At 66.4% G+C, this 24,812-nt stretch carries 22 protein-coding genes and 3 tRNA genes; 18 read left to right on the top strand and 7 right to left on the bottom strand.

What is annotated here, in order from left to right:
• The 4 genes from AC1DIX_RS26370 to AC1DIX_RS26355 all read left to right on the top strand — a co-directional run.
• On the top strand, positions 1-1,058 hold a 1,058-nt coding region (locus AC1DIX_RS26370), incomplete at its 5' end, for a questin oxidase family protein (RefSeq protein ID WP_477328248.1).
• A gap of 78 nt (positions 1,059-1,136) precedes the next feature.
• Positions 1,137-2,720, top strand: a complete 1,584-nt coding sequence (locus AC1DIX_RS26365; RefSeq protein WP_477328247.1) for a S41 family peptidase — start codon at positions 1,137-1,139, stop codon at positions 2,718-2,720.
• Positions 2,721-2,903: 183 nt separating this feature from the next.
• Positions 2,904-4,664: a M14 family metallopeptidase gene (locus AC1DIX_RS26360; protein WP_477328246.1), complete on the top strand. Its 1,761-nt coding sequence runs from the start codon at positions 2,904-2,906 to the stop codon at positions 4,662-4,664.
• Between the two features lie 113 nt (positions 4,665-4,777).
• The gene (locus tag AC1DIX_RS26355) at positions 4,778-5,689 is read left to right on the top strand and encodes a glycosyltransferase (RefSeq protein ID WP_477328245.1); all 912 of its coding nucleotides are present in this window, start codon (positions 4,778-4,780) and stop codon (positions 5,687-5,689) included.
• On the opposite strand, the gene AC1DIX_RS26350 is transcribed toward AC1DIX_RS26355, so the two are convergent.
• Entirely contained in the window at positions 5,690-6,973 is a 1,284-nt protein-coding gene (locus AC1DIX_RS26350) for a sugar MFS transporter (RefSeq protein ID WP_477328244.1), read from the bottom strand.
• Positions 6,974-7,125: 152 nt separating this feature from the next.
• Here AC1DIX_RS26350 and AC1DIX_RS26345 point away from each other — a divergent pair, with 152 nt between their 5' ends.
• Entirely contained in the window at positions 7,126-7,590 is a 465-nt protein-coding gene (locus AC1DIX_RS26345; RefSeq protein ID WP_477328243.1) for a YciI family protein, read from the top strand.
• 26 nt (positions 7,591-7,616) lie between these two features.
• Positions 7,617-8,222 (top strand): DUF6624 domain-containing protein, encoded by a 606-nt coding sequence (locus AC1DIX_RS26340; protein ID WP_477328242.1) that lies wholly within the window; start codon positions 7,617-7,619, stop codon positions 8,220-8,222.
• A 61-nt stretch (positions 8,223-8,283) separates the two neighbouring features.
• On the opposite strand, the gene AC1DIX_RS26335 is transcribed toward AC1DIX_RS26340, so the two are convergent.
• Complete coding sequence (locus AC1DIX_RS26335; protein WP_477328249.1) at positions 8,284-8,760, bottom strand: carboxymuconolactone decarboxylase family protein; 477 nt, start codon at positions 8,758-8,760, stop codon at positions 8,284-8,286.
• A gap of 306 nt (positions 8,761-9,066) precedes the next feature.
• Between AC1DIX_RS26335 and AC1DIX_RS26330 the strand changes: the two genes are divergently transcribed.
• The 4 genes from AC1DIX_RS26330 to AC1DIX_RS26315 are packed head-to-tail and all read left to right on the top strand — an operon-like array spanning position 9,067 to position 12,673.
• Positions 9,067-9,330 (top strand): XapX domain-containing protein, encoded by a 264-nt coding sequence (locus AC1DIX_RS26330; RefSeq protein ID WP_477328241.1) that lies wholly within the window; start codon positions 9,067-9,069, stop codon positions 9,328-9,330.
• Between the two features lie 29 nt (positions 9,331-9,359).
• Entirely contained in the window at positions 9,360-10,052 is a 693-nt protein-coding gene (locus tag AC1DIX_RS26325; RefSeq protein ID WP_477328240.1) for a hydrolase, read from the top strand.
• Positions 10,053-10,085: 33 nt separating this feature from the next.
• Positions 10,086-11,969: an amidohydrolase gene (locus tag AC1DIX_RS26320; protein WP_477328239.1), complete on the top strand. Its 1,884-nt coding sequence runs from the start codon at positions 10,086-10,088 to the stop codon at positions 11,967-11,969.
• Between the two features lie 8 nt (positions 11,970-11,977).
• Complete coding sequence (locus AC1DIX_RS26315) at positions 11,978-12,673, top strand: YoaK family protein (RefSeq protein ID WP_477328238.1); 696 nt, start codon at positions 11,978-11,980, stop codon at positions 12,671-12,673.
• On the opposite strand, the gene AC1DIX_RS26310 is transcribed toward AC1DIX_RS26315, so the two are convergent.
• The 4 genes from AC1DIX_RS26310 to AC1DIX_RS26295 are packed head-to-tail and all read right to left on the bottom strand — an operon-like array spanning position 12,670 to position 15,298.
• Positions 12,670-13,167: a SixA phosphatase family protein gene (locus AC1DIX_RS26310; RefSeq protein WP_442124493.1), complete on the bottom strand. Its 498-nt coding sequence runs from the start codon at positions 13,165-13,167 to the stop codon at positions 12,670-12,672. The two genes, AC1DIX_RS26315 and AC1DIX_RS26310, sit on opposite strands and share 4 nt — an antisense overlap.
• Before the next feature lie 17 nt (positions 13,168-13,184).
• Positions 13,185-14,096 (bottom strand): tRNA 2-thiocytidine(32) synthetase TtcA, encoded by a 912-nt coding sequence (ttcA, locus tag AC1DIX_RS26305; RefSeq protein ID WP_442124494.1) that lies wholly within the window; start codon positions 14,094-14,096, stop codon positions 13,185-13,187.
• Complete coding sequence (locus AC1DIX_RS26300) at positions 14,093-14,491, bottom strand: dihydroneopterin aldolase (protein WP_442124495.1); 399 nt, start codon at positions 14,489-14,491, stop codon at positions 14,093-14,095. The genes ttcA and AC1DIX_RS26300 overlap by 4 nt, the downstream gene beginning before the upstream one ends.
• A 9-nt stretch (positions 14,492-14,500) precedes the next feature.
• Entirely contained in the window at positions 14,501-15,298 is a 798-nt protein-coding gene (locus AC1DIX_RS26295; RefSeq protein WP_477328237.1) for an SDR family oxidoreductase, read from the bottom strand.
• A 30-nt stretch (positions 15,299-15,328) separates the two neighbouring features.
• Between AC1DIX_RS26295 and AC1DIX_RS26290 the strand changes: the two genes are divergently transcribed.
• The 4 genes from AC1DIX_RS26290 to AC1DIX_RS26275 all read left to right on the top strand — a co-directional run bounded on the left by AC1DIX_RS26290 (position 15,329) and on the right by AC1DIX_RS26275 (position 20,861).
• A complete protein-coding gene (locus AC1DIX_RS26290) occupies positions 15,329-16,477 on the top strand; it encodes a class I SAM-dependent methyltransferase (RefSeq protein ID WP_442124497.1) in 1,149 nt (382 codons plus the stop codon).
• Positions 16,478-16,549: 72 nt separating this feature from the next.
• Positions 16,550-17,509 carry a J domain-containing protein gene (locus AC1DIX_RS26285; RefSeq protein ID WP_477328236.1) on the top strand — a complete coding sequence of 320 codons (960 nt, stop codon included), beginning with the start codon at positions 16,550-16,552 and terminating at the stop codon, positions 17,507-17,509.
• A gap of 139 nt (positions 17,510-17,648) precedes the next feature.
• Positions 17,649-19,292 (top strand): response regulator, encoded by a 1,644-nt coding sequence (locus AC1DIX_RS26280; protein WP_477328235.1) that lies wholly within the window; start codon positions 17,649-17,651, stop codon positions 19,290-19,292.
• A 6-nt stretch (positions 19,293-19,298) separates the two neighbouring features.
• A complete protein-coding gene (locus tag AC1DIX_RS26275) occupies positions 19,299-20,861 on the top strand; it encodes an HDOD domain-containing protein (protein ID WP_442124500.1) in 1,563 nt (520 codons plus the stop codon).
• Here AC1DIX_RS26275 and AC1DIX_RS26270 read toward each other — a convergent pair.
• A complete protein-coding gene (locus AC1DIX_RS26270) occupies positions 20,827-24,084 on the bottom strand; it encodes a bifunctional diguanylate cyclase/phosphodiesterase (protein ID WP_477328234.1) in 3,258 nt (1,085 codons plus the stop codon). The two genes, AC1DIX_RS26275 and AC1DIX_RS26270, sit on opposite strands and share 35 nt — an antisense overlap.
• 198 nt (positions 24,085-24,282) lie before the next feature.
• Here AC1DIX_RS26270 and AC1DIX_RS26265 point away from each other — a divergent pair.
• The 4 genes from AC1DIX_RS26265 to AC1DIX_RS26250 all read left to right on the top strand — a co-directional run.
• Positions 24,283-24,367: transfer RNA gene (locus tag AC1DIX_RS26265), tRNA-Tyr, on the top strand.
• Positions 24,368-24,422: 55 nt separating this feature from the next.
• Positions 24,423-24,496, top strand: a tRNA-Gly gene (locus AC1DIX_RS26260).
• A gap of 11 nt (positions 24,497-24,507) precedes the next feature.
• Positions 24,508-24,582: transfer RNA gene (locus tag AC1DIX_RS26255), tRNA-Thr, on the top strand.
• An 82-nt stretch (positions 24,583-24,664) separates the two neighbouring features.
• Positions 24,665-24,812: GTP-binding protein (locus AC1DIX_RS26250; protein ID WP_259170423.1), on the top strand; the 148-nt coding region annotated here is incomplete at its 3' end.

Here is a 24,812-nt window from a genome sequence, read left to right as displayed (position 1 = left end):
GAATAGCGCCAGTGGCGCTATTCCGCCTGCGCGGGAACGACGGAGTGGCGGCTTGGTGCTACATTGACGCCATGAGCACCATGTCGACCGCCTGCCACGAACTGCTGCTACAGTCGCGCCAACACGCTCCCCTGTACGGCAACCGGCTCGCCAACCACCTGCCGATGGCCCTGCTGGCACTGGACCGCCTCGGCGCCGATGCCGGCACCCTGCGCCGTTTCGCCGACAACTACGCACGCAAGCTGCTGCCCGCCGCGGTATCGGGCAGCGAACTCGATCCCCACGACTACCTGGGCAGCAGCGGCGACTATCCGCGCTTCGTGAGTTTCTTCCAGGACCGCATCCGCGAGGCGGGTGTCGACGCCGTGCTGCACGACTGGGTGCCGACCCTGATTCCGGGCCTGGCGGCGTCCGCCTTCCACGCCATGATCCGCCTGGCCTATGCCATCGAGGGCGGGCTCGAGGACGAGATCGCGCTGGCGCTGGCTTACTGGGCCAGCGAATACGTCACCCTGCCGCTGTCGCTGGAGCCGGCCGAGGGCGGGCTCGAACAGATCGCCGACAGGCTGCGCCTGAAACTGGACCAGCACGTGTTCAAGCCGGGCATCATCATCGACAGGATGCTCGAGATCGCCTGGGACCCGGCGCTGGCGGGGGCGGTGGTGCAGCCGCTCGCTGCGCCCACCCTGCGCGAGGTGGCGGGCTTCGCCCTGCGGGCCTATGTGCAGCGCGAAGATTTCACCTTGCTGCACATCGTCACCGGCTGCCACGCCTTCCGCATCGTGCAGCGCTATGCCAACGACAAGGCGCTGGCCCTGCGCTACCTGTGGCAGGCGGCGCTGGCGGCCTGGCTCACGGTCGTGGTCGCTCCGGCAAGCCGGCGGGCATCCGGCGACAGCTGGCCCGAGATCGGCGAGCAGGCGATCGCGGAGCGGGCGCTGCTGTCCAGCGACGACCACGTCATCAAGCTCTGCTATTCCGCGCTGTGCGAATACCGGGAATACGGCGATCCCGCCTATCTCCGTGCGGCCGCCCGCAAGCTGGCGCTGGACAGTTAGATCGCAGCGAATGTCGCGCCGCCCCAACTGTTACAGTTGCTTGCAATTGACGGGCCCGGCGCGTCTATAATCGGGCGCATGAGCCCGTCATATGCACGCACCGGCCGTCCGGCCATCCTCTCCCGTTTCCTAGCGTCTGCCCTCGCGGCCCTCGTCCTGCTGTCCGGCTGCGGAGGAGGTGGCGGCGGAGGTGGCGCATCCCTGAGCACCCCGGTCGGCGGCACGCCGACGGATCCGGGCACCCCGGTCACCCCGACGATCCCGGGCACGCCGGCGGATCCGATTCCGACCGATTTCATGAACTACGCCAACATGTGCGCCGCGCCGCGCACGGGCGTGGATGCGCAGGGCCTGGCCTTCCCGGACCGCCAGGGCGCCCTGCAGGACGAAATGAAATTCCTGCGCGGCTGGGCCGACCGCTACTACCTGTGGTACGACGAGATCCCGTCGACCGTGCGGATGGCCGACTACGGCAACACCCTCGACTATTTCGCGGCGCTGAAGACGCCGGCGCTGACGGCCTCCGGCAAGCCGAAGGACCGTTTCCACTTCACCTATACGACCGCCGAGTGGGATGCCTTGACCACGGCCGGCGAGGAAGTCGGCTACGGCCTGACCTGGTCGCGCAATTCCGCCTCCGCGCCGCGCACCTGGCTGGCGTCCATCGTCGAGCCGGGCTCGCCGGCGGCGAACGCGGGCCTGCAGCGCGGCGACATGCTGGTGGCGGTCGACGGCATCGACTTCATCAATACCACCGGTACCAGCGCTGTCGCCACCATCAATGCCGGGCTGTTCCCGGACAATGCGGGCGAATCGCACCGCCTGAAGATCCAGCGCGGCGGCACGACTTTCGAGGTGACCCTGGTCTCGCAGGTGGTCGCCAGCGCGTCCGTGAAGAACACCAAGGTGATCGATACCGCGACCGGCAAGGTCGGCTACCTGACCTTCGACGACCACAACGCGGTGGCCGAGAAGCAGCTGATCGACGCCTTCAACCTGTTCAAGAGCCAGGGCGTGAGCGACCTGGTGCTGGACATGCGCTACAACGGCGGCGGCCTGCTGTACGTCGCCAGCGAACTGGCCTACATGGTCGCGGGCCCGGCCTCGGCCGGCAAGACCTTCGAGCGCCCGGTCTACAACAACAAGACGGCGCCGGACGCACCGATTCCCTTCCGTAACACGGCCTACGGCTTCTCGTCGCCGAACCCGGCGCCGGCGGGAGCCGCCTTGCCTTACCTGGGCCTGAAGCGCGTGACCGTGCTGACCACCGCGGGCACCTGCTCGGCCAGCGAAGCCGTGATCAACGGCCTGCGCGGCGTCGACGTCGAAGTCGACATCATCGGCGGCCAGACCTGCGGCAAGCCCTACGGCTTCACCCCGGTCGACAACTGCGGCACGACCTATTTCTCGATCGAGTTCCAGGGCGTGAACGCCAAGGGTTTCGGTGACTTCGCGGACGGCTTCGCACCGACCTGCAAGGTGGCCGACGACCTCAACCACGCCCTCGGCGACACGGCCGAAAGCCTGCTGTCCGCAGCCCTGGCCTACCGCGCCACGAATGCCTGCCCGGCATCCGGCACGGGACGCGCGAGCGCGGTGCCGATGGAGCTGGTGCGGCCGCAGGTCAAGGAGATTTCGATTTATCCGCCGCGGCAGCGCTGACGCTGACACGCTGCGCTTGGATCGTCATTCCCGCGAAAGCGGGAATCCAAGTTTGTACGCGTTTCGACGGCGCATGCAAACTTGGGTCCCCGCCTTCGCGGGGACGACGTTGAGATGCAGTGCAACGCATTCCACGTCTATAATTTCCGGATTGAATTTTTCCCAACTCTGCCGGAGCACTAGATGATTCGTTCTGCGTTACTGCTGGCCACGCTGGCTGCCGTTCCCCTTGCCCACGCCGCTCCCGACCTGGCCACCGTGTCGGAGCGCTCGGGCTTCACGGCCACCGGCCGCTACGACGAAGTCATCAAGCTGTGCGGCACCTTCCAGCAGGCGTACCCGAAGCAGGTCAAGTGCTTCCAGTTCGGCACCACGCCGGAAGGCCGGCCGATGATGGCGCTGGCCGTCACCCGGGCAAACGCGTTCACGCCCGAGGCGGCGCGCAAGCAGAAGCTGCCGGTGACCCTGATCCAGGGCGGCATTCACGCCGGCGAGATCGACGGCAAGGACGCCGGCTTCCTGGCCGTGCGCGAGATGCTGGAAAACCGCATCGCCCAGGGTGCGCTCGACAAGCAGGTGCTGATCTTCGTGCCGGTGTTCAATGTCGACGGCCACGAGCGCTTCGCCAAATGGAACCGCCCGAACCAGCGTGGCCCGGTCGAGATGGGCTGGCGCACCACGGCCCAGAACTTCAACCTGAACCGCGACTACATGAAGGCCGACGCCCCCGAGATGCAGGCCATGCTGAAGCTGGTGAACGACTGGGATCCGCTGACCTATGTCGACCTGCACGTGACCGACGGCGCCATGTTCCAGCACGACGTCTCGATCCAGGTCGAGCCGGTCAACTCCGGCGACCTGGAGTTCCGCAAGGCCGGCCTGGCGCTGCGCACGAACGTCATCGCCGACATCACGAAGGAAGGCTCCTCGCCGCAGTCCTATTACATGTCCTTCGTGGAAAACGACAACCCGGCCTCGGGCTTCCGCAACACCGTCTACGAGCCGCGTTTTTCGACCGGCTATTTCCTGCTGCGTAACCGGATGTCCCTGCTGGTCGAGACCCATTCGTGGAAGGATTATCCGACCCGCGTGCGGATCACCCACAATGCCATCGTCTCGATCCTGAACCAGGTCGCGGCCCATGGCAAGGAATGGCAACAGCTGGCCTTCGATGCCGACGCGCGCGCCACCCGCATTGCCGGCCRGCCGGTGGCCCTGAGCTATAAAACCACCGACAAGACCACGATGGTCGACTTCCAGGGCTATGCCTATACCCGCACCATGTCCGACGTATCCGGCATGATGATGACGCATTACGACGAGACCAGGCCGCAGGTCTGGCATGTGCCGCTGCGCGACGAGGTGGTCGACGACCTGCAGGTGAAGGCGCCGGGCGCCGGCTATGTGGTGCCGGCCGCGTTCGCGCAGATGGTCGCGGCCAGGCTGGTCCAGCACGGCATCGGCTTCCGCAAGCTGGACAGGGCGCTCGACCAGGTGAACGTAGAAACCTTCCGCGCCGACAAGGCGACCTTCTCCGCCGGCTCCTTCGAGTCGCACCAGCGCCTGACGGTACAGGGCACGTGGAAGCAGGAGCCGCGCGCGGTCGCCAAGGGATCCTTGTTCGTGCCCATCGCCCAGCCCAAGGCGCGCCTGGTGATGGCCCTGTTCGAACCACAGGCGCCGGATTCGCTGCTGGCCTGGGGCGAGTTCAACAACGCCTTCGAGCGCAAGGAATACATGGAAGAGTACGTGGCCGAGGACGTCGCGCGCGAACAGATGGCGAAGGATCCGGCGCTGGCCGCGGAATTCCGCCGCAAGGTCGAGAGCGACGCCGCCTTCGCCAGGAATCCGCATGCGCGACTGGAGTTCTTTGCGCGCCGCCATCCGTCCTGGGACGAGCGCCTGAATCTCTATCCGGTGATGCGTAGCGATACCGTTCTGTGATCTGATCTGTCGCAAGCGCCGGCCATTGCCCTGCAACTGCGGCCGGCGCGGCCGCTCTGATCCTGTATGGACGAGCCATCGATACGGGAGGCGGCAATGAATAAGGACATGAAGTGCTACCAGGACGCGGCAGGCTGGCGGGCGCGACGATCGTGAATCCGCCGGCCAGTTGCTCCATCGTCTGCTACCGCAGCCGGCGCGACCGGCTCGAGCGGCTGCTGGCCAGCGTCACCACCGCCAGGCCGGACTTGCTGGTCTACCTGGTCGACAACGCGCCGGCCGATACACTGCGCGCGCTGGCCGGGCGCTTCGGCGTGCACTACCGCCACCAGCCCGACAATCCCGGCTATGCCCGCGCCCACAACCTGGCGCTGCGCGACGCCATCGCCGCCGGCAGCGCCTACCACTTCGTGCTGCATGCGGACATCCAGATCCCGCTCGACGCCATCGGCAAGCTGCTGGCCTGGATGGAACAGCATCCCGACGTCGGCCTGCTGGCGCCGCGCGTGCACTATCCGGACGGCCGCCTGCAGCCGCTGTGCAAGCTGCTGCCGCATCCGCTCGAACTGCTGGTGCGCCGCTTCTTTCCGCTGCTGCACAGTTCCAGCGGGCGGCTGGCGCGCTACGAGCTGCATGGCAGCGGCTATACCCGGGTAATGGACGTGCCGGCGCTGTCCGGCTGCTTTCTGCTGATGCGGATCGAGACCCTGCGGCGCGTCGGCCTGTTCGACGAGCGCTTCTTCCTGTATTTCGAGGATGTCGACCTGTCGCGCCGGGTCGGCCGGGTGGCGCGTACGGTGTTCGTGCCGCACGTGGCGGTGGTGCACGATTTCGGGAGGGGGTCTTACCGCGACTGGCGGCTGTTCCGGCACCACCTGGTGTCGGCGGCGCGCTACTTCAACAAATGGGGCTGGCTGCGCGACGAGGAGCGCGCCCGGATCAACGCACGCGCGCTGCGCGCCGCCAATCCGGAGCGCGCCGGCCAGCCAGGCGGGCGCCCGGCCGGCACCGACTTGCGCCCGTGATCAGCAGTTCTGCAGCGGACGGCGCGCGTACCAGCCGAAGACCAGGATCAGGAGGTAGCAGACGGCGGGCACGGCCAGCGACATGCGCAGGCTCGACATGTCGGCCGCGAAGCCGGTAATCAGGGGCACGACGGCACCGCCGACGATGGCCATGCAGATCAGTCCCGAGCCCTCCGCGGTGCGCTCGCCCAGGCCTTCGGAGGCGAGGGTGAAGATGGTCGGGAACATGATCGAATTGACCAGGCCGATCGCCAGCAGGGCCCAGCCCGAGACCGCGCCGGTGCTGCCGGCGGACACCAGCAGCAGCAGGGCGGYCAGGCCGCCGGCCACCGCCAGCACCTTGCCCGGCGAGCAGATGCGCAGCACGTAGGCGCCCAGGAAGCGGCCGACCATCGCACCGCCCCAGTACAGCGGCACGTGCTTGCCGGCGGCCTCGGCGCCCAGGCCCAGCACGTCGGTCTGCATCAGGTAGTTGACGATCAGCGAGCCGACCGCCACTTCGGCGCCGACGTAGAGGAAGATGCACAGGGTGCCGAAGGCGAAGCGCGGACGCTGCAGCAGGCCGAAGGCGTTCAGGATGCTGCCTTGCGGGCTGGTGTGCTCGGCCAGCTTCTTGCGGTTGGCCCAGACCATGGCCGCCACGAGGGCCAGCGCGATCGCCAGGCCGATATAGGTGTGGACCACGACCTGGCTCTCGGCCGCGCGGTAGGCCGCCAGCTGGATGGCGGACAGGGTCGCCTGGTCGACCTTGGCCAGCGAACCGAGGATCAGGATCGCGCCGACGTAGGGGAAGACGGTGGTGCCGAGCGAGTTGAAGGCCTGGGCGAAGGTCAGGCGGCTGCTGGCCGTCTGCGGTGCGCCCAGCATCGAGATCAGCGGATTGGCCACCACCTGCACGATGGTGATGCCGGAGGCCAGCACGAACAGGGCCAGCAGGAAGGCGCCGAACAGGCTCGACGAAGCCGCCGGGATGAACAGCAGGCAACCGGCCGTCATGGTCAGCAGGCCGACCACGGCGGTGCGCATATAGCCGATGCGGCGCACGATCGATGCCGCCGGCAGCGAGACGATGAAGTAGGCGGCAAAGAAGGCCGACTGCACCAGCATCGCCTGGGCATAGCTGAGGGTGAACAGATCTTTCAGTTTCGGGATGATGACGTCGTTCAGGCTGGTGATGCCGCCGAAGATGAAGAACAGGGCGAACACGAAGACGCGCAGGCTGGCGACATTGGCGTTGACGGGGGCGTCGCTTTGCGCAGCGCCGGCAGGATGGCCGATTTGCATAAGAGTAGTCCAGGTGGGTTGATGCGGCAGGTAGGAATATTACATCGCATTCGCGCGAAAAACCCGCCTGGGCGTATGAAAGCTACAGGTTTCCTGCATCTGGCTCGCATGCTAATCTGGCAATCTTAACGATGGAGAATGTCATGCCCATAATGAAGCGCCTTTTCCTTGCCGCCGCCCTGATGGGCGCACTGGGCCCCGCGGCCGCCCAGGACAAGCCTGCCTTGACCTACGATGCCGAACTGGCGAAATCGCTCGGCGCCAACGACATGGGCATGCGCAACTACGTGCTCGTCATCCTGAAGACCGGGCCGAACAAGATGACGGATGCGGAAGGCCGCAAGAAGATGTTCGCGGGGCACTTCGCGAACATCCAGCGCCTGGCTGCCGAGAAGAAGCTGGTGCTGGCCGGACCGCTGGACGGGGTCGAGGGACGGCGCGGCATCTTCGTCTTCAACACGCCGGACATCGAGGAGGCGAAGAAGCTCGTCGCCACCGATCCGGTGATCGTGAATGGCGAGATGGTGGCGGAGTACCACAAGTTCTTCGCCTCGGCGGCGCTGATGGCGGTGAACGATATTCACGCCAGGATCGAGAAAAAGGCCGAGAAGAATTAGGGAAGCCTCACGGCGTACAGGAATTCATGAAAAAAACCTTCATTTTTTCGGGCTTATTGATGTATTTGTTGCATATGTCGGTCCAGGCCGCCAATTGTGCGGAGGTCGAAGGCCGCCTGAACGAGCTTGCTGGCGCCGACCAGCAGATTCGCCAGGAGTGGGACACTTTGTGGCAGGACGCCAAAGCGACCCAGGCCGAGAGGGACGCCCTGCAACGACGCTGGCGCGCCATCGATGGTGCCAACCTGAAGGAATTCAACGAGATCGTCGCGGCCTGCGGCTGGCCCAAGGAAGCGAAAGGCAGCCACAGCGCCTGGCTGCTGGCTCAGCATGCCGATAGCGATCCCGCCTTCCAGCGCCAGGCAAGGGACTTGCTGGAAGTCTCGGTCAAAGCCGGCATCGGCGCGCCGCGCGACCTCGCCTATCTCGCCGACCGCATCGCGTCGAATGAAGGCCGGCCCCAGGAATACGGAACCCAATTCACGCAACCGGACCGCTGCCACCTGGTCCTCGCGCCTGTCGACAGCCGCGAACTCGTCAATCGCCGCCGCCTGGCGGTCGGGCTGCCAAGCCTGGAAGCCTACGAGGCCGAAGGCCGCCGGCGCTTCATTCCTGCCGATTGTTCGAACTGAAAGGGCCTGGCGCGCCTGACCGGCCGGGTACCCGGCCGAATGTGTTTCTCAAGGCATCGAGTCAAGCCTTGGCGGCCGGCTTCAGCCGGAAACTGATCCCCATCCGGTTGAATGCGTTCATGGCGGCGATCGTGATCGTCAGGTCGACCAGGTCCTTCGGCCCGAATACAGCCGACGCTGCCGCATAAGCCTCGTCGGAAGCGTGCGTTTCGCTGATGCGGGTCACCTCTTCAGCCCAAGCCAGGGCGGCGCGCTCCTGATCCGAGAACAGGTACGCAGCCTCATGCCATACCGGCACCAGTACGATTTTGTCGACCGACATGCCTTCCTTGATGAGATCGCGCGTGTGCAAATCGATGCAGTGAGCGCAGCCGTTGATTTGCGAGACCCTGAGAAAGACAAGGTGGATGAGCTGGGCCGGAAGATTCGTATTGTTCGAGACGTATTGATAGACACCTCCCAAGGCCTTTGCACCGTCGGCGGCTCTATAAGACGGGCGATCCGCCGGAACTGTGACAGCGGGCTGTAAACCGGACATTCTGCCGTCGATGCGCTTGAAGTGGTCGATGCCGCACCGCATCGCCTCCCAGTCCCACCAGCGCGACCGCCATGCGCAGCGCGACCAGCACCCATGCGGTGCCGGTGAGACCGGGCGTGGCCAGGTCAGAGACATTGTCATTCGATATTCGAAAATTTCGATCAAAAATCCGTAAATTATCCGTTTTTCATTGCCCATCCAATCACGCATACTCACTCCATCGCATCGAACACGCAGCAGCCAGGCGGAAGCGATGCAAGGACCGATATGTCGACGCAGTCGATGATCAACAAGGAGGAGCGAGCCATGTATCTGATTTCCCTGGGCGCCGGCATCCTGGCAGGCGTGCTCTACGGTTTGATCAATGTGCGTTCGCCGGCGCCGCCGGCCATCGCCCTGATCGGCCTGCTGGGCATGCTGGTCGGCGAGCAGATCGTACCGGTCGCCAAGCGCRTGATCGAAGGCGCACCGTTGACCCGCGCCTGGTTTGCCAGCGAATGCCAACCGAAGATTACCGGCCTGAACCCCAGCGCCGACAAGAATGCCGACGGCGAATCCCGCCAGGGCTGAACCATCATTCATACACAAAGGAGTACGACATGAACAACCCGAAACTGGAAGTCCTGACCCCGCAAAACTCGCAACTGATCATCATCGACCACCAGCCGCAGATGGCCTTCGGCGTGCAGTCGATCGACCGCCAGACCCTCAAGAACAACGTGGTCGGCCTGGCCAAGGCGGCCAAGGCCTTCGGCATCCCGACCGTGATCACCACTGTCGAATCCGATTCCTTCTCCGGCAGGACCTATCCGGAAATCCTGGACGTGTTCCCGGACCACCCCATCCTCGAGCGCAGCTCGATGAACTCCTGGGACGACCAGAAAGTGCGCGACGCTCTCGCTCGCAATGGCCGCAGGAAGATCATCGTGGCCGGCCTGTGGACCGAAGTCTGCAACACCACCTTCGCCCTGTCCGCCATGCTGGAAGGCGACTACGAGATCTACATGGTGGCCGATGCCTCGGGCGGCACCTCGAAGGATGCCCACGACTTCGCGATGCAGCGCATGGTGCAGGCCGGCGTGGTCCCGGTGACCTGGCAGCAGGTACTGCTGGAATGGCAGCGCGACTGGGCCCACCGCGACAGCTATGATGCGGTGATGAAGATCGTCACCGAGCACTCGGGTGCCTACGGCATGGGCGTCGACTATGCCTACACCATGGTGCACAAGGCGCCGGCGCGCAATCAGGGCCGCAACGACGTGCTGGCGCCCGTCCCGGCGGCAGTCCGCTGATCCCGATCCGCTAATTCGCCCAGGAGAAGAAGCATGCAAGCACAGTCCACCACCCGCAAGGCGCCGGCGCTCATCCTCGTCAACGGCAGGTTCGCCACCCTCGACCGCGAACGGCCCTCGGTGAGCGCGGTGGCGATCCGCGACGGCCGCTTCCTGGCCGTCGGCGATGCCGAAGAGGTGATGCGCTACCGGGAGCAGGGCAGCCAGGTGATCGATTTGAACGGCCGCACCGTGATCCCCGGCCTGAACGATTCGCACCTGCACCTGATCCGTGGTGGACTGAACTACAACCTCGAGCTGCGCTGGGAAGGCGTGCCGTCCCTGGCCGACGCACTGCGGATGCTGAAGGAGCAGGCCGAGCGCACCCCGAATCCGCAGTGGGTGCGGGTGGTGGGCGGCTGGAGCGAATTCCAGTTTGCCGAGCGCCGCATGCCGACCCTCGACGAGATCAACGCCGCCGCGCCGGATACGCCGGTGTTCATCCTGCACCTGTACGACCGCGCGCTGCTGAACCGCGCCGCCCTGCGCGCCGTCGGCTACACCAGGGACACGCCGAATCCACCGGGCGGCGAGATCCAGCGCGACGCGGCCGGCAACCCGACCGGCATGCTGATCGCGCGGCCGAACGCGATGATCCTGTACGCGACTTTGGCCAAGGGGCCGAAGCTGCCCTACGACCTGCAGGTGAATTCGACGCGCCAGTTCATGCGCGAGCTGAATCGCCTCGGCATCACCAGCGCGATCGACGCCGGCGGCGGCTTCCAGAACTACCCCGAGGATTATTCCGTCATCGAGGAACTCGACCGCAAGGAGCAGCTCACCATCCGCATCGCCTATAACCTGTTCACCCAGAACAAGGGCGCGGAGCTGGAAGACTTCCAGCGCTGGACGAAGATGGTGACACCGGGCCAGGGCAGCGACTACTACCGCCACAACGGCGCCGGCGAAATGCTGGTGTTTTCGGCGGCCGACTTCGAGGACTTCCTGGAACCGCGCCCGGAACTGGCGGCCGGCATGGAGGACGAACTCGAAAAAGTGGTCCGCCACCTGGTGGCGAGCCGCTGGCCCTTCCGCCTGCACGCGACCTATGACGAATCGATCACCCGCATGCTGGACGTGTTCGAGAAGGTGAACCGCGAGATTCCCTTCGATGGCCTGCACTGGATGTTCGACCATTGCGAGACCATCAGCCCGAAGAACATCGAGCGCGTAAAGGCGCTGGGCGGCGGCATCGCGATCCAGCACCGCATGGCCTTCCAGGGCGAGTACTTCGTCGACCGCTACGGCAGCGAGGCCGCGAAAGCCACGCCGCCGGTGAGGCAGATGCTGGAGACGGGCGTGCCGGTGGGTGCCGGCACCGATGCGACCCGCGTCGCCAGCTACAACCCGTGGACGGCGCTGTACTGGCTGGTGTCGGGCCGCACCGTCGGCGGCCTGCAGCTGTACGGACCCGAGGGCCAGCTGCCGCGCGAGGTCGCGCTCGAACTGTGGACCTCGGGCAGCGCCTGGTTCTCGAACGAGCAGGGACGCAAGGGCAGGATCCGGGAAGGCATGCTGGCCGACCTGGTGGCCTTGTCGGACGATTTCTTCAGCGTGCCGGAAGAGGACATCAAGGCGATCGAATCGGTGCTGACCGTGGTCGGCGGCAAGGTCGTGTATGGCGCCGCCGAGTTCACGAGCCTGGGACCGCCGCCGATTCCCGTGCTGCCCGAGTGGTCGCCGGTACAGAAGGTCACCGGCCACTGGCGCCGTGCCGCGCCCCAGCCGCAGCAATCGCACGCTGCGCTGGCCCACCAGTGCAGCGGTCCCTGCGGCGTGCACGCCCACCAGCACGACAAGGCGCGCAAGTCGAATGTGCCGGTATCAAGCTTCGGCGCATTCTGGGGCGCCTTCGGCTGCAGCTGCTTCGCGTTCTGAGGTCCGCCATGCAGACCCCACAATTCCAGCGCCTGCAGGGCGCCAGCCTGGGCTTCCTGGCGGGCTATGTCGATACCCTCGGCTTCATCGCCCTGTTCGGCCTCTTCACCGCCCACGTCACCGGCAACTTCGTGCTGATCGCGGTGTCGCTGGCCGACACCCGGCAGACGCCCTCGCTATTGAAGCTGCTGGCCTTCCCGGCCTTCATCCTGGGCGTTGCCGCCGCCAGGCTGCTGGTGGCGCGCTGCGAGCGGCGCGGCGTGCCTGTTACCAGGCCGGTCTACCTGCTGCAACTGGTGCTGCTGCTGGGTTTCATGGCGTGCGGGATCCTGGCGGAGCCGGTCGGCAAGAGCGTCGGCGCGCTGGCGATGGCGGCGGGCCTGTTCGGCGCCGCGGCGATGGGCGCCCACAGCGCCGCCGGCAAGCTGCTGCTGACCCACCTGGCGCCGACCTCGATGATGACCGGGAACGTGACCCAGCTGGTGATCGATGCCGTCGACTGGCTGCGCGGCGCCGCCGACGCCACGGTCCGTACGCGCTGCGCCAAGTTCTTCTGGACCATCCTGGCCTTTGCGGTCGGCTGCTGCCTCGCYGCCTTCGCCTACCTGGCGGTGGGATTCATGGCACTGATCGTGCCGGTGGCGATTCTCTTCCTGCACATGTGGCTGCCGGAGCCGGAGGCGACGGCGCAGAAGGCAGCTTAAGGCGTTCGCAGCAGGATGGTCCTGACCTGCCCATCGGCGCCGGGCAGCAGCTGGTACAGCCGGTCGAATTCGTCGTCGAGGATGTCGCTGCCGGGCGCGCCGCCGAACAGCTTCACCAGTTCCGGCAGCGTGTTCGAGTGGCCGACCACCAGCACCGCGCCGCCCAGGCCGCGCACCTTCTCGACCAGCGCCTTGGGTGCGCGCGGATCATAGAGTTGAACCGTCAGGCCGGTCTGCTGCGCCAGCGGCGCCGCAGTCTGCTGGGTACGCGCGGTGGGCGTGCTGAAGATGGCCGTGATGCCGGCGTGGCGCAGGATGGCGGCGATGTGTTGCGCGCGCAGCCGGCCCTGCGGCGTCAGGTCGGGATCCTTGCCCTCAGCCATCTTCTCGGCGTGGCGCACGAGGTAGATGGCGGATGGTTCCGCCGCCGCCAGGCCGGGCAGCAGGGACAGGGCCGCCAGCGCGGCGCACAGCAAACGGCGGAACAGGGGCATGGTGAGCGCTTTCTTTTTTATAAGGGCTGCAGCGGAATGGTGCCGGGAACGCTGGTCGGTGTCGAGCACGGCTCCTCGTCGAAGGCGATGTCGCCGTCCGGATTGGCGATGCCGTCGGTCTTCAGGTCGACGAAGCCGAACATGTCCCTATCCATCAAGTGCGACGGTACCACCGTGCTCAGGGACGAGAAGATGTTCTCGACCCGGCCCGGATGCTTCTTTTCCCACTCGCGCAGCATGGCCTTGATCTGCTTGCGCTGCAGGTTTTCCTGCGAGCCGCAGAGGTCGCAGGGAATGATCGGGAAGCCTTTGACTTCCGCATAGCGCTCGGTGTCCGCTTCCTTCACGTAGGCCAGCGGGCGGATCACCATGTGCTTGCCGTCGTCGGAGACCAGCTTGGCCGGCATGCCCTTGATCTTCGCGCCGAAGAACATGTTCAGGAAGAAGGTCTCGAGGATGTCGTCGCGGTGGTGGCCGAGGGCGATCTTGTTGCAGCCGAGCTCGTCCGCCACGCGATACAGGATGCCGCGCCGCAGGCGCGAGCACAGCGAGCAGGTGGTTTTACCTTCCGGGATCAGGCGCTTGACGATGCTGTAGGTGTCCTGGTTCTCGATGTGGTACGGGACGCCCAGCTTGTCCAGGTAGGCCGGCAGCACCTCGGCCGGGAAGTTCGGCTGTTTCTGGTCGAGGTTCACCGCGACGATCTCGAAATTGATCGGCGCGCGCTCGCGCAGGGTCATCAGGATGTCTAGCAGGGCATAGCTGTCCTTGCCGCCGGACAGGCAGACCATCACCTTGTCGCCGTCCTCGATCATGTTGAAATCGCCGATCGCCTGGCCGACCAGGCGGCACAGGCGCTTGTGCAGCTTGTTGTTCTCGTACGCTTGCTTTTCGGCCTGCTTGTCGGCCACTTCCAATACTTCACTCATGCTTCATCCTTGATCTGGAATACTTCGACGCCGACGCCTTCGCAGTCGGGGTACACGTCCGGCTTCATCGTCGACACGCCGGCGGCGCGCACGCGCGGGTGGGCCAGCATGGCCTTGACCACGTCGTCGCACAGGGTTTCCTGCAGGTGGACGTGGCCTTGCGCGATGCGCCTGGCGATGGTTTCGCGCATGAAGTCGTAGTCGACCACTTCGTGCAGCTGGTCGTCCTTCGGGGTCGACATCGCCAGCGGAATGTAAAGCTCGACGTTGATCAGGACGCGCTGCTCGCCCTTCTTCTCGAAGTCGTGTACGCCGATGTTGATCATGACTTCGTAATTGCGCAGGAACAGGCGGCGGCAATCGCGCAGCTGCGGGTGGGACAGGGCGGACAACATAGAAACCTTTTATTTAGTTAAAAACATCACGTCGCGGTTCAGCGGCATCAGGTGCTGGCCGCCATCGACCAGCAGGGTGGTGCCGGTCAGGGCGCGTGCATTCGCCGCATAGCAGACGGCGTCGACGATGTCCTGCGGGGTGGACGAGCGCCCCAGCGGCGTGACGGCATGGGCGCGCTCGAAGCCGTCCCCGGTCTGGTCGCCGGACACCATCGTGATGCCGGGGGCGACGCCGACCACGCGCAGCTTCGGCGCCAGGGCCTGGGCCAGCATCGTCGTCGCCGTGAGCAGTGCCGATTTGGACAGCGTGTACGACAAAAAATCCGGGTTGAGATTGTACAGTTTCTGGTCGAGCAGGTTGACCACCACCGCCTGGCCGCCTTCCGGCACCAGCGCATGCAGTTCCTGCGCCAGCAGCAGCGGCGCGGCCACATTGCACTGCATGTGGACGGCCAGCAGGCTCGGCGAGAAGGCGTCGGGCTTGTCGTATTCGAACAACGAAGCGTTGTTCACGATGCAATCCAGGCCGCCCAGCAGGTGGACCGTTTCGCGCGGCAGTTCGCGCACGGCATGCTCGTTCGCCAGGTCGGCATGCAGCGCCACGGCGCGCCGGCCCAGCGCGCGGATCGCGTGCACGACTTCTTCGGCCTCGGCCTGCGAAGTGCGGTAATGGACGGCCACGTCCCAGCCGGCACCCGCCATGCCGAGCGCGATTTCGCGCCCGATGCGGCGCCCGGCGCCCGTCACCAGGGCCACGCGGGCGCGGCCGGCGTGAGGCGGAAGGTCCTTGGAAGCGGTGTCTGTCATGTTCTACGTGATATGTCCTACAATGACCGGATGTCTCTACCCGTACCGAATAGCGACGCGCTGGCCGCGTCCGAAGCCCTGCAGCGCCTGATCGCTGCCGAGATCGCCGAACAAGGCGGCGCCATCCCGTTTTCGCGTTTCATGGAACTCGCGCTGTATGCGCCCGGCCTGGGTTACTACAGCGGCGGCGCGGCCAAGCTGGGCAGGGACGGCGACTTTACCACCGCGCCCGAGATCAGTCCGCTGTTCGGCGCCACGCTGGCGCGGGCAAGCGCCGCTATTATGGCCCAAAGTGGCCCCAACATCATCGAATTCGGCGCCGGCACCGGTAAGCTGGCGCGCGACGTCCTCACCGCGCTGGGCGAGATGGGCGTGGCCGTCGACAGCTATACGATCATCGAACTGTCCGGCGAGCTGCGGGCGCGCCAGCAGGACGCCTTGAAGGATTTCCCCCAGGTGCGCTGGCTGAACGGTTTCCCGGATAGTTTCCACGGCGTGGTGCTGGCCAACGAGGTGCTGGACGCCATGCCGGTCGAGCTGGTCGTGAAGGAGGGCACGGGCTGGGCCCGCCAGTACGTCACCATCGCCGACGGCGCCTTCACCCTGATTCCGGGCCGGATCGATGCCGCGCTGCAGGAGCAGATCGCGCGCCAGATTCCCGGTGCCGATCTCCTGCAGGACGGTTACCTGACCGAAATCCACCCGGTCGCCTGCGGCTTCATGCGCTCGCTGGCGCAGATGTTCGAGAACGGGAAGGGCGCGGCGCTGCTGTTCGACTACGGCTTCCCGGCCCACGAATATTATTTCGACGAGCGTACCGGCGGCACCCTGATGTGTCACTACCGCCACCATGCGCACCCGGATCCCTTCTACCTGCCGGGCCTGCAGGACATCACCGCCCACGTCGACTTCACCGCCATGGCCCTGGCCGCGCAGGATGCCGGCCTGGACGTGCTCGGCTACATGAACCAGGCCTCCTTCCTGCTGGCGGCCGGCATCGGCGAACTGCTGCTGCGCACCGATCCCGAGGATGCGCTGCGCTACCTGCCGCAGTCGAAGGCGGTGCAGAAACTGGTGTCGCCGGCCGAGATGGGTGAACTGTTCAAGGTGCTGCTGGTCGGTAAAGGTGTGGAACTCGATCAAGCGATCGTCCGCAGCGACCGCTCGCATAAGCTGTAATTTTGACATCTTGCGCTCAGGATACAAACCCGGCTATGCTGTGCTGCCGCTTTGTTTGGCATACTCCGACCTATGGCCAAGATCCACACACACTATGACAACCTGAAGGTGTCGCGTCATGCGCCGCAGGAAGTCATTCGTGCGGCCTACAAGGCGCTGAGCCAGAAATACCATCCCGACAAGAATCCGGACGACGAGCGCGCCGCCCGCATCATGGCGATCGTCAATACCGCCTACAACGCCCTGTCCGACCCCGTGCGCCGCAAGGAGCACGACGACTGGATCGCCTCGGAAGAGTGGGAAGTCGAGTGGCTGGAAAGCAGCCATGGCGAAGACGGCCGCGAAAGGCCGCGTGGCGAAGCGCAGTGGGAGCCGCGCCAGGTCCAGGCGCCGGCGCGCTGGCGTTTCCTGCTGGCGCCGCGCTGGTGGGGTGGGATGCTGGCCTTCTTCGCGGCCGGCGTCGGGCTGACCGCGCTGCTGGTCGATCCGCCCAAGGTATTGCCCGCGGCCCTGGCCTGGGCCGGCAAGCCCCCCGCGGCCGCCGCCGTCACGCCGAATTCGCCGCCCGACCCACTGGGCGCCGATGCCAGCAACGACGGTTGGGCCCGTCCCGCCGGCCAGTCCGAGGCCCCGCCCGACATCAAGGCCCTCGGCGTGACCCAGCTGGTGGTGCCGGCGCGCGCGCCCGACTGCGATACCGATCTGCAGAGCCAGGTCTCGCCGAACGGCGATCCTTGGCCCGCCCAGTCCGGCTACATCGACAGTTTCCCGGTCGGCAACCAGGGCGAGGAAATGCAGATCCTCATCGACAACAGCAACAATCCCTCGCCGGTGCTGGTCAAGGTCTACGACCTGGACCGCCGCTCGAACGTGCGCCATGCCTATGTGCTGGGACGCGCCAGGTTCCTGGTCGACAAGCTCTCGGCCGGCAAGTACGAGGTGCGCTACCAGAACATCCTGGTGGGCGGTTCGCGCGCCGAATGCGTGAACGGCCGCCGTTCCTCGATCCGCCAGGCCGCCACGAATCGATAAGTGTGGTTTTCTGAGACAGTTCATGCGGCTGCTCAGYCGTGAGTAAGTATTTTGTTCCCTGGACGTAATATACTCGGACAAGCACGGGCCCATGCAGCCCACCCGCCCAACGCAGGCAGACACGGAAAAAAACCGGGATATGAACGAACTAGACGGGCTGACCGCCCTGATCATCGAGCCGCATGCCGGGATGCGCGCGACGATCCATAACATGCTGACAATGTGCGGCCTGAACAAGGTCGACCACGCGGGCAGCTCCAACCAGGCGGTCAAGCATCTCGGCCTCAAGCAGTACGACCTGGTGCTGTGCGAATACGCGCTGGAGGGCGGCCAAGACGGCCAGCAGCTGCTGGAAGACGTGCGCCACCACAAGCTGATGCCGCTGGCGACCATGTTCTTCATGGTGACCGCCGAAGGCGACTACGGCAAGGTCGTCAGCGCCGCCGAACTCGGCCCCACCGACTACATCCTCAAACCCTTCACCGCCGACCGCCTGCTCGAGCGCATCGCCCGCGCCCTGGACAAACGCAACGTCTTCCTGCCGGTGTACGAGCTGATGGAATCCGGCAGCCAGCGCGAAGCGATCGAGGCCTGCATCGAGGGCGAGGAAAAGCATCCGCGCCACGCGATCGACTTCATGCGCCTGCGCGCCGAGCTGCACATGTTCCTGGGCGAGGCCGAGCTGGCCGAACCGATCTACCGCCGCCTGGTCGAGGCCAAGGCGATCGCCTGGGCGCGGCTGGGCCTGGCCAAGACTTTGTACCTGCGCGAGCGCTTCCACGAAGCCCAGGAGCTTCTCGAGGACCTGGTCGAGACCAACAAGAACTTCGTCGACGCCTACGACTGGCTGGCCCGCACCCACGAGGCGGTCGGCGCGCTGGACAAGGCGCAGTCGGTGCTGAGCGATGCGGTGGCGGTGTCGCCGCATGCGGTGCGGCGCCTGCGCAAGCTGGGCGAGACGGCCCTCGAGGCGGGTGACACCGACACCGCCGAGAAGGTGCTCAAGCAGGTGGTCAGCAAGGCCAAGTATTCCGAATTCCGCGACCCCCAGGACCATGTGCGCCTGGTGCAGACCCTGGTGCGCAAGGGCGATCCGGTGCAGGCGGCGGCCGTGATCCGCGACCTCGACAAGTCGATGGCCTTCCAGAAGGGCACTGCGCTGTGCAGCGCGATCGCGTCCAGCATGGTGCATGAATACACCGGCAACGAGCCGCGCCTGAACGAGTCGCTGCTGGCCGCGCTGGCCGCCAGCAAGGACGCGCCGACGCTGGCGTCGGACCTGAAGCTGGAACTGGCGCGGGTGGCGATCGAGAACGACATGGAAGAGGGCGCGGCCGAGGTGATGCGCGAGGTGATGCGCAATGCCCAGAACGGCGACGCCATGGGCCGCGCGATGGCGGTGTTCGAGAAAGCCGGCCGTGCCGACCTGGCCCAGCAGCTGGCGCGCGAGAGCCGCCAGCAGGTGGTCGACCTGGTCGCCGGCGGCGCCTCCAAGGCGAAGGAGGGCGACTTCAAGGGCGCGGTGGCTCTGATGCAGGAGGCGGTCGCCAAGCTGCCGGACAATCCGCAGGTGGTGTTCAACGCGGCGCTGGCGGTGCTCAAATGCCTCGACAACGGCGGCTGGGACGAGCGCCTCGGCCAGCAGGCGATCGCCTACATCGCCGGCGTGCGCCGCCTCGATCCGGTCAACCCGAAGCTGCCGGCCCTGGCCGGCCTGCACCAGCAGGTGCTGAGGAAATACAACAAGGGGCCGCGCGCCTCGCAGCAAAAGAAAGCCGGATAAGTTTCCATGAAAGCAGTACCCCTTGCGCCACTGGCGCCGGACGACATCCCCGATGGCCGCCGGGTCCGCGCCGCCCTCCTGAACAAGGTCTGCGGCGACGAAGACATGTTCGCGCTCGGCAGCTCGGTCGCGCGCGTGGTGCAGATGGCCTCCTCGGACGACGAAGGCACCCATGCGCTGGCCTATTACGTGCTGTCCGACGTCGCCCTCACCCAGCGCATCCTGCGCCTGGCGAATACGGTCAAGTACCGCACCGCTTCCGGCACCGCCGTCACCACGATCTCGCGCGCCATCTCCCTGCTGGGCTTCGACAACGTCAAGACCACCGCCCTGGCCATGCTGCTGGTGGACGCCCTCGCCAGCAGCGAGCATGCCTGGAGCGTGCGGGTGGAGCTGGAAGCCTCGCTGTGCGCCAGCCTGGTCGGGCGCGAGATGGCGCGCCACAGCTTTTACCAGGGCGCCGAGGAAGCCTCGATCGGCGCCCTGTTCAAGAACCTGGGTCCGCTGCTGGTGGCCTCCCATGAGCATGAGCGCTACCGCGAGATCAAGGCCCTGGTGGCCTCGGGCAAGCACAGGCTGGCGCAGGCGGCCCAGATGATCATCGGCTGCAGCTACGACGCGCTGTCGGAGGCGGTGCTGGGCGAGTGGAAGATCCCGGACGTGATCATGCGCGCCCAGCGCCCGCTGCCAGAGGGCACGCTGAAAGTGGCGCTCAACCGCGGCGAATGGATGCGCCAGGTGGCTTCGTTCAGCCTGGACGTGGCGCGCCTGCTGGCGGCGCCCGGCGAACCGGCCGGGACGCCGGAGGCCCAGGCCCTGCTGGCGCGCTACGGCCATGCGCTGAACATCGACGCCACCCAGCTCGGCGAGCTGTTCGCCGCGGTGGCCCAGGAGATGACCGCCCTGCTGGAGAGCATGAACCTGGAGCCGGTGCGCCGCCGCGAAGAGCCGGAAGGCGACGGCCTGCCCAACGTGCTGCTGCTGGCGACCCTGGGCGCCGGCGAGGAAGCGCAGGGCAGCTACCCGAGCGGCAAGCCGAAGAACGCGCGCGAGCTGCTGCTGGCCGGGGTCCAGGACGTGACCCAGATGCGCGCCTCCGGCCAGCACAAGGTCAACGACGTGGTCCTGGCCGTGCTGGAGACGCTGTACACGGCGCTGGGCTTCCGCTTCGCCACCGTGGTCCTGAAGGACGCTCGGCTCGGCCAGTACCGCGCCCGCGTGTCCTTCGGCGCCGACAAGGCCGCCACCCAGGCCGGCTTTGCCTTCCCGGCGGCGCCGGCCAGCGGCAGCGCCAGCCGGGATCTGTTCTTTCTGGCGATGGCGAACGACGCCGACCTGATGATCTCGGATGCCTCCAGCCCGAAGATCCGCGACCTGCTGCCGGCCTGGCACCGCCAGTTGCTGCCGGATGCGAAAAGCTTCATCGTGCTGCCGCTGGTGGTGGGACAGGCCCAGCTCGGCCTGTTCTATGCCGACCGCACCCAGACCGCGCCGGAAGGCGTGCCGCCGGACGAGACTTCGCTGATCAAGGCGCTCAAGGGCCAGGTACTGGCTGCGCTTGCGCCCTGACGAAGTCGCCGAATTCGCGCGCCGGCATCGGCCGTCCGAACAGGAAACCCTGGGCTTCGTCGCTGCGCTTGTCGCGCAGGAAGCCCCATTGCGCCGGCGTCTCCACCCCTTCCGCCACCACCGATAGCCCGAGCGAGTGCGCCAGCCCGATGGTCGCGCCGACGATCGCGGCGTCGTTCGGGTCGTGCTCGATGTCCTTCACGAAGCCGCGGTCGATCTTGATGCGGTCGATCGCGAACAGCTTCAGGTAGGCCAGCGAGGAATAGCCGGTGCCGAAATCGTCGATCGCCAGCTTGAAGCCGCGCGCACGCAGCTGGCGCAGCAGGGCGCGGGTGTTTTCCGGGTCGCGCATGGCGGCCGTCTCGGTGATCTCCAGTTCCAGCCGCGACGGGTCGATCGGGTGCTCGATCAGCAGCTGGTCGAGGCGCGCCAGCAGGGCGCCGCCGCCGAACTGGCGCGCCGACAGGTTGACCGCCAGGCGCAGCCCGCCCAGGCCCTCGCGCTGCCATTCCATCAGCAGGGCCATGGCGCGTCCCAGCACCCAGTCGCCGAGCGGCAGGATCAGGCCGCACTCCTCGGCGATCGGGATGAAGCGGGCCGGCTCGATGCTGCCCAGCTCCGGATCGTGCCAGCGCAGCAGCGCCTCGGCGCCGATCACGCGCCCGGTGTCGAGCGCGACCTGGGCCTGCAGGTGGACCTCGAAGCCGCCGTGCTCGAGCGCCGCCCACATCCGGTTTTCCAGCATCAGGTGCTCATGGGTGGCGGCGTTCATGGCCGGCGAGAAGAAGCGGAAATTGCCGCGGCCGTCGCGCTTGGCGGCGTACATCGCCATGTCGGCGTGGCGCACCAGGGTCTCGGCATCCAGGCCGTCGTCCGGGAACAGGGCCACGCCCACGCTGGCGCCACTGTGCGCGGTGATGCCGTTCAGGTAGTAGGGCTGCTGCAGCGATTCGACCAGGCGCACCGCCACCGTCGTTACGCTGTCCGGGCTCAGGGGGCCGCCCAGCACGATGATGAATTCGTCGCCGCCCAGGCGGGCCAGGGTGTCGACGTCGCGCAGCAGGTCCTTCATGCGCGCGCTGGCGCCCACCAGCAGCTGGTCGCCGGCCTGGTGGCCGAGCGAATCGTTGATCTTCTTGAAGTGRTCGAGGTCGATGAACAGCACCGCCAGCGGCAGGTTCGAGCGGCGCGCCTGGGCCAGCTGCTGCTCCAGCCGCATGCCGAGCGCGGCGCGGTTTTCCAGGCCGGTGAGCGGGTCGTGGTGGGCCAGGCGGTGGATATGGGCCTGCGAGCGGTGCTGTTCGGTCAGGTCGCGCAACATGCAGACGTACAGCCGCTCGGCCGGCAGCTCCACCTGCGATACCGTGACCGCCAGCGGAAAAGGTTCGGCGCGCGCATTGATGCCGTCGAGTTCGCGCTCGTCAAGCGGCGCCCGTGCCAGGCGCGTCAACAGCGCGGCGCCGTCCTCGCCGTCGGTGCCCGGCACCAGGGTGGTGAAGTCGAGGCCCTGCAGGTGGGCCTGCGGATAGCCGAACAGCGCCGCCGTGGCCGGATTCGCCGACACCACCACGCCGCCGGCATCGACGGTGACGATGGCGTCGCCCGCGTTGTCGAGGATGGCCTGCAGGCGCGCCTCGCGGTCGCGCAGGCGGGTGGTGCGGTCGCGTACCTGGGCCTCGACCGCGGCGCGCTCGCCGCTGATCAGCAGCAGCAGCGCGCCCAGCAGCGCGGTCAGCAGCAGGCCCGAGGTCAGCACCGTCCAGCTGACCAGGCCGCGCTGCTCTTCGAGGTAGGCGATGGTCGGCGAAAAGCGCAGCATGTAGCTGCGTCCGCCGAAGCCCAGCTTGACCGGATAGTCGAACGGACGGAACGGCCGCCGCATGTCGCCCAGCAGCGGGTGCGGCGTGGCGTCGGTGACGTCGGTCAGGCTGAGCTGGAAGCCGCCGAAGCCGCTGCGCCGCACTTCCTGTGTGACGAAGGCGGGTACGTCGAGCACCAGGGCCAGCAGCCCGACCGGCGGCCGGCCCGGCTCGCCCACCGAACGGAACAGGGTGATGCCGGGGCTGCCGTTGCGGACCAGTTCGAGCGGCGCCGTCGCTACCGCCTGGTTGCTCTGCAGGGCGCGCTCGGCCGCGTCGGCACGTCCGGGCGCGGTCAGGTAGTCGATGCCGCGAAAGCCGTTGTTTGCGGGTGGCCAGGTGTACAGCACCGGCAGGTACTGATCGCGTTCGCCGGCCGGATACATCGCCCGGCCGAGGCCGAGATCGCGCAGACCCGGGAAACCGGGGTCGACCTCGGCGCGCACCCAGGCTTCGAAGGCGCTGCGTTCGGCCCGGGCCACCGGCACGATCCAGTTGATCGCAAGGATGTCGCTGCGTCCACCCACATAGCCGCTGGCGATGCGCAGGAACTTGTCGCGCGCCATGTATTTTTCGTCGGCGCCGAGAGTGCGGGCGAAGGTGCCGACGAAGCGCTCGTGTTCGTTCATCTCGGCCTGCAGGCCGTCGGCCACCTCCTGGGCTTTCACCCGGTAGGGCTGCAGGTGCTGCTGGGTTTCCCAGTGCACGGCCTGCTCGTAGACCGCCACCACGGCGCCGGCCGCCAGCACCAGCGGAATGCCCACCAGCGGCGCCCGCTGGCGCCACAGCGGCCGCGGGCGCCCGCAGGCGATCCAGACCAGGGGCGCGGCCAGCAGCACGCCGATGGTGTCGCCGGCCCACCAGTTGATCCAGTTCGCCGCGCGTTCGGCGGGCGGAATCAGGCCCAGCAAATAAAGGGCGGAGACGCTGAGGGTGGCGTTGATGAGGCTCATGACCGGGGCCAGCATCAGGAAGCGGCCGACGTCGCGCGCCGAGTCGAGGCCAGGGCGTATCAGGCGCCGGAACCAGAGCGCGCCGAGCCAGGCCTGCAGCACGGAGCCGAAGGTGGTGACGGCCATCGCCGCCCATGCGGCGGCCGGCGCCGCCTCCGGGGACAACCAGGCGCCGGGCAGGTGCAGCAGGGCAGCGCCCAGCGCGATGGCCGGCAGCACCCGCCAGCCTCCGGTGACCGCCAGCGCGAGGCCGACGCCGGCCGGCAGGAAGACCGGCGTGGCATAGCCGGGAGGAAGGGCGAGCAGGTCGGTGAGGAAGCGCGCGGCCCCGTACACACCGACGGTCACCAGCCCGGCCAGCAGGAGTTGCGGCCAGTACCACCGTGCTTTGCTTGCTGCTGAGCGCGCCATGTTCGTCCTCGCCGATGAAGCCAGTCTAGCGCCGTGGACGAGGGCAGGGCGCTAATTTGCAAAACAGCCCTTGCAGACTTGCACTTGGGTCGCTACAATCACGCCCCGAAGCAACGACACTATGTGAGTCGGATCAGTTCTGATAAAACAATAGTTGACAGTAGTTTGTCCGTGCTTCATACTCTGCGGTTCTTCGCGGGTGGGGTGGCCGAGTGGTTAAAGGCAGCAGACTGTAAATCTGCCCTCTCTGAGTACGCTGGTTCGAATCCAGCCCCCACCACCAAAAAAGCGTTGATCGTGTTGTGAATCGAAAGCAGTTGAGTTGAGAAGTGCCTCGTGCGGGTGTAGCTCAATGGTAGAGCTGAAGCCTTCCAAGCTTATGACGAGGGTTCGATTCCCTTCACCCGCTCCAGTTTCAAATCAGCCCTTGTAGCTCAGTGGTAGAGCACTCCCTTGGTAAGGGAGAGGCCACGTGTTCAATCCACGTCAAGGGCACCAGAATTTAGTACGGCAGTCGTAGTCTTCGACCGTCAGGCGTGCCTGGTAATTTCAAACATCGTTAGGATCTTAGGAGTCAAGAATGGCAAAAGGTAAATTCGAACGGACCAAGCCGCACGTCAACGTCGGCACCATTGGTCACGTTGACCACGGCAAAACCACCCTGACGGCTGCAATCGCAACCGTTCTGTCGAAGAAATTCGGCGGCGAAGCCAAGGCCTACGACCAGA

This window comes from Massilia sp. 05N420 (assembly GCF_056397205.1).
The sequence above is the reverse complement of the archived record's forward strand: the minus strand, read 5'-3'. Positions and strand labels throughout refer to the sequence as shown.

Excerpts from the sequence above, each read along its gene's own strand:
- AC1DIX_RS26365 (WP_477328247.1), top strand. The coding sequence starts at position 1,137 with ATGAGCCCGTCATATGCACGCACCGGCCGTCCGGCCATCCTCTCCCGT.
- AC1DIX_RS26345 (WP_477328243.1), top strand. The coding sequence starts at position 7,126 with ATGAAGCGCCTTTTCCTTGCCGCCGCCCTGATGGGCGCACTGGGCCCC.
- AC1DIX_RS26340 (WP_477328242.1), top strand. The coding sequence starts at position 7,617 with ATGAAAAAAACCTTCATTTTTTCGGGCTTATTGATGTATTTGTTGCAT.
- AC1DIX_RS26335 (WP_477328249.1), bottom strand. The coding sequence starts at position 8,760 with ATGTCCGGTTTACAGCCCGCTGTCACAGTTCCGGCGGATCGCCCGTCT.
- AC1DIX_RS26325 (WP_477328240.1), top strand. The coding sequence starts at position 9,360 with ATGAACAACCCGAAACTGGAAGTCCTGACCCCGCAAAACTCGCAACTG.
- AC1DIX_RS26320 (WP_477328239.1), top strand. The coding sequence starts at position 10,086 with ATGCAAGCACAGTCCACCACCCGCAAGGCGCCGGCGCTCATCCTCGTC.
- AC1DIX_RS26310 (WP_442124493.1), bottom strand. The coding sequence starts at position 13,167 with ATGCCCCTGTTCCGCCGTTTGCTGTGCGCCGCGCTGGCGGCCCTGTCC.
- ttcA (WP_442124494.1), bottom strand. The coding sequence starts at position 14,096 with ATGAGTGAAGTATTGGAAGTGGCCGACAAGCAGGCCGAAAAGCAAGCG.
- AC1DIX_RS26300 (WP_442124495.1), bottom strand. The coding sequence starts at position 14,491 with ATGTTGTCCGCCCTGTCCCACCCGCAGCTGCGCGATTGCCGCCGCCTG.
- AC1DIX_RS26295 (WP_477328237.1), bottom strand. The coding sequence starts at position 15,298 with ATGACAGACACCGCTTCCAAGGACCTTCCGCCTCACGCCGGCCGCGCC.
- AC1DIX_RS26290 (WP_442124497.1), top strand. The coding sequence starts at position 15,329 with ATGTCTCTACCCGTACCGAATAGCGACGCGCTGGCCGCGTCCGAAGCC.
- AC1DIX_RS26285 (WP_477328236.1), top strand. The coding sequence starts at position 16,550 with ATGGCCAAGATCCACACACACTATGACAACCTGAAGGTGTCGCGTCAT.
- AC1DIX_RS26280 (WP_477328235.1), top strand. The coding sequence starts at position 17,649 with ATGAACGAACTAGACGGGCTGACCGCCCTGATCATCGAGCCGCATGCC.
- AC1DIX_RS26275 (WP_442124500.1), top strand. The coding sequence starts at position 19,299 with ATGAAAGCAGTACCCCTTGCGCCACTGGCGCCGGACGACATCCCCGAT.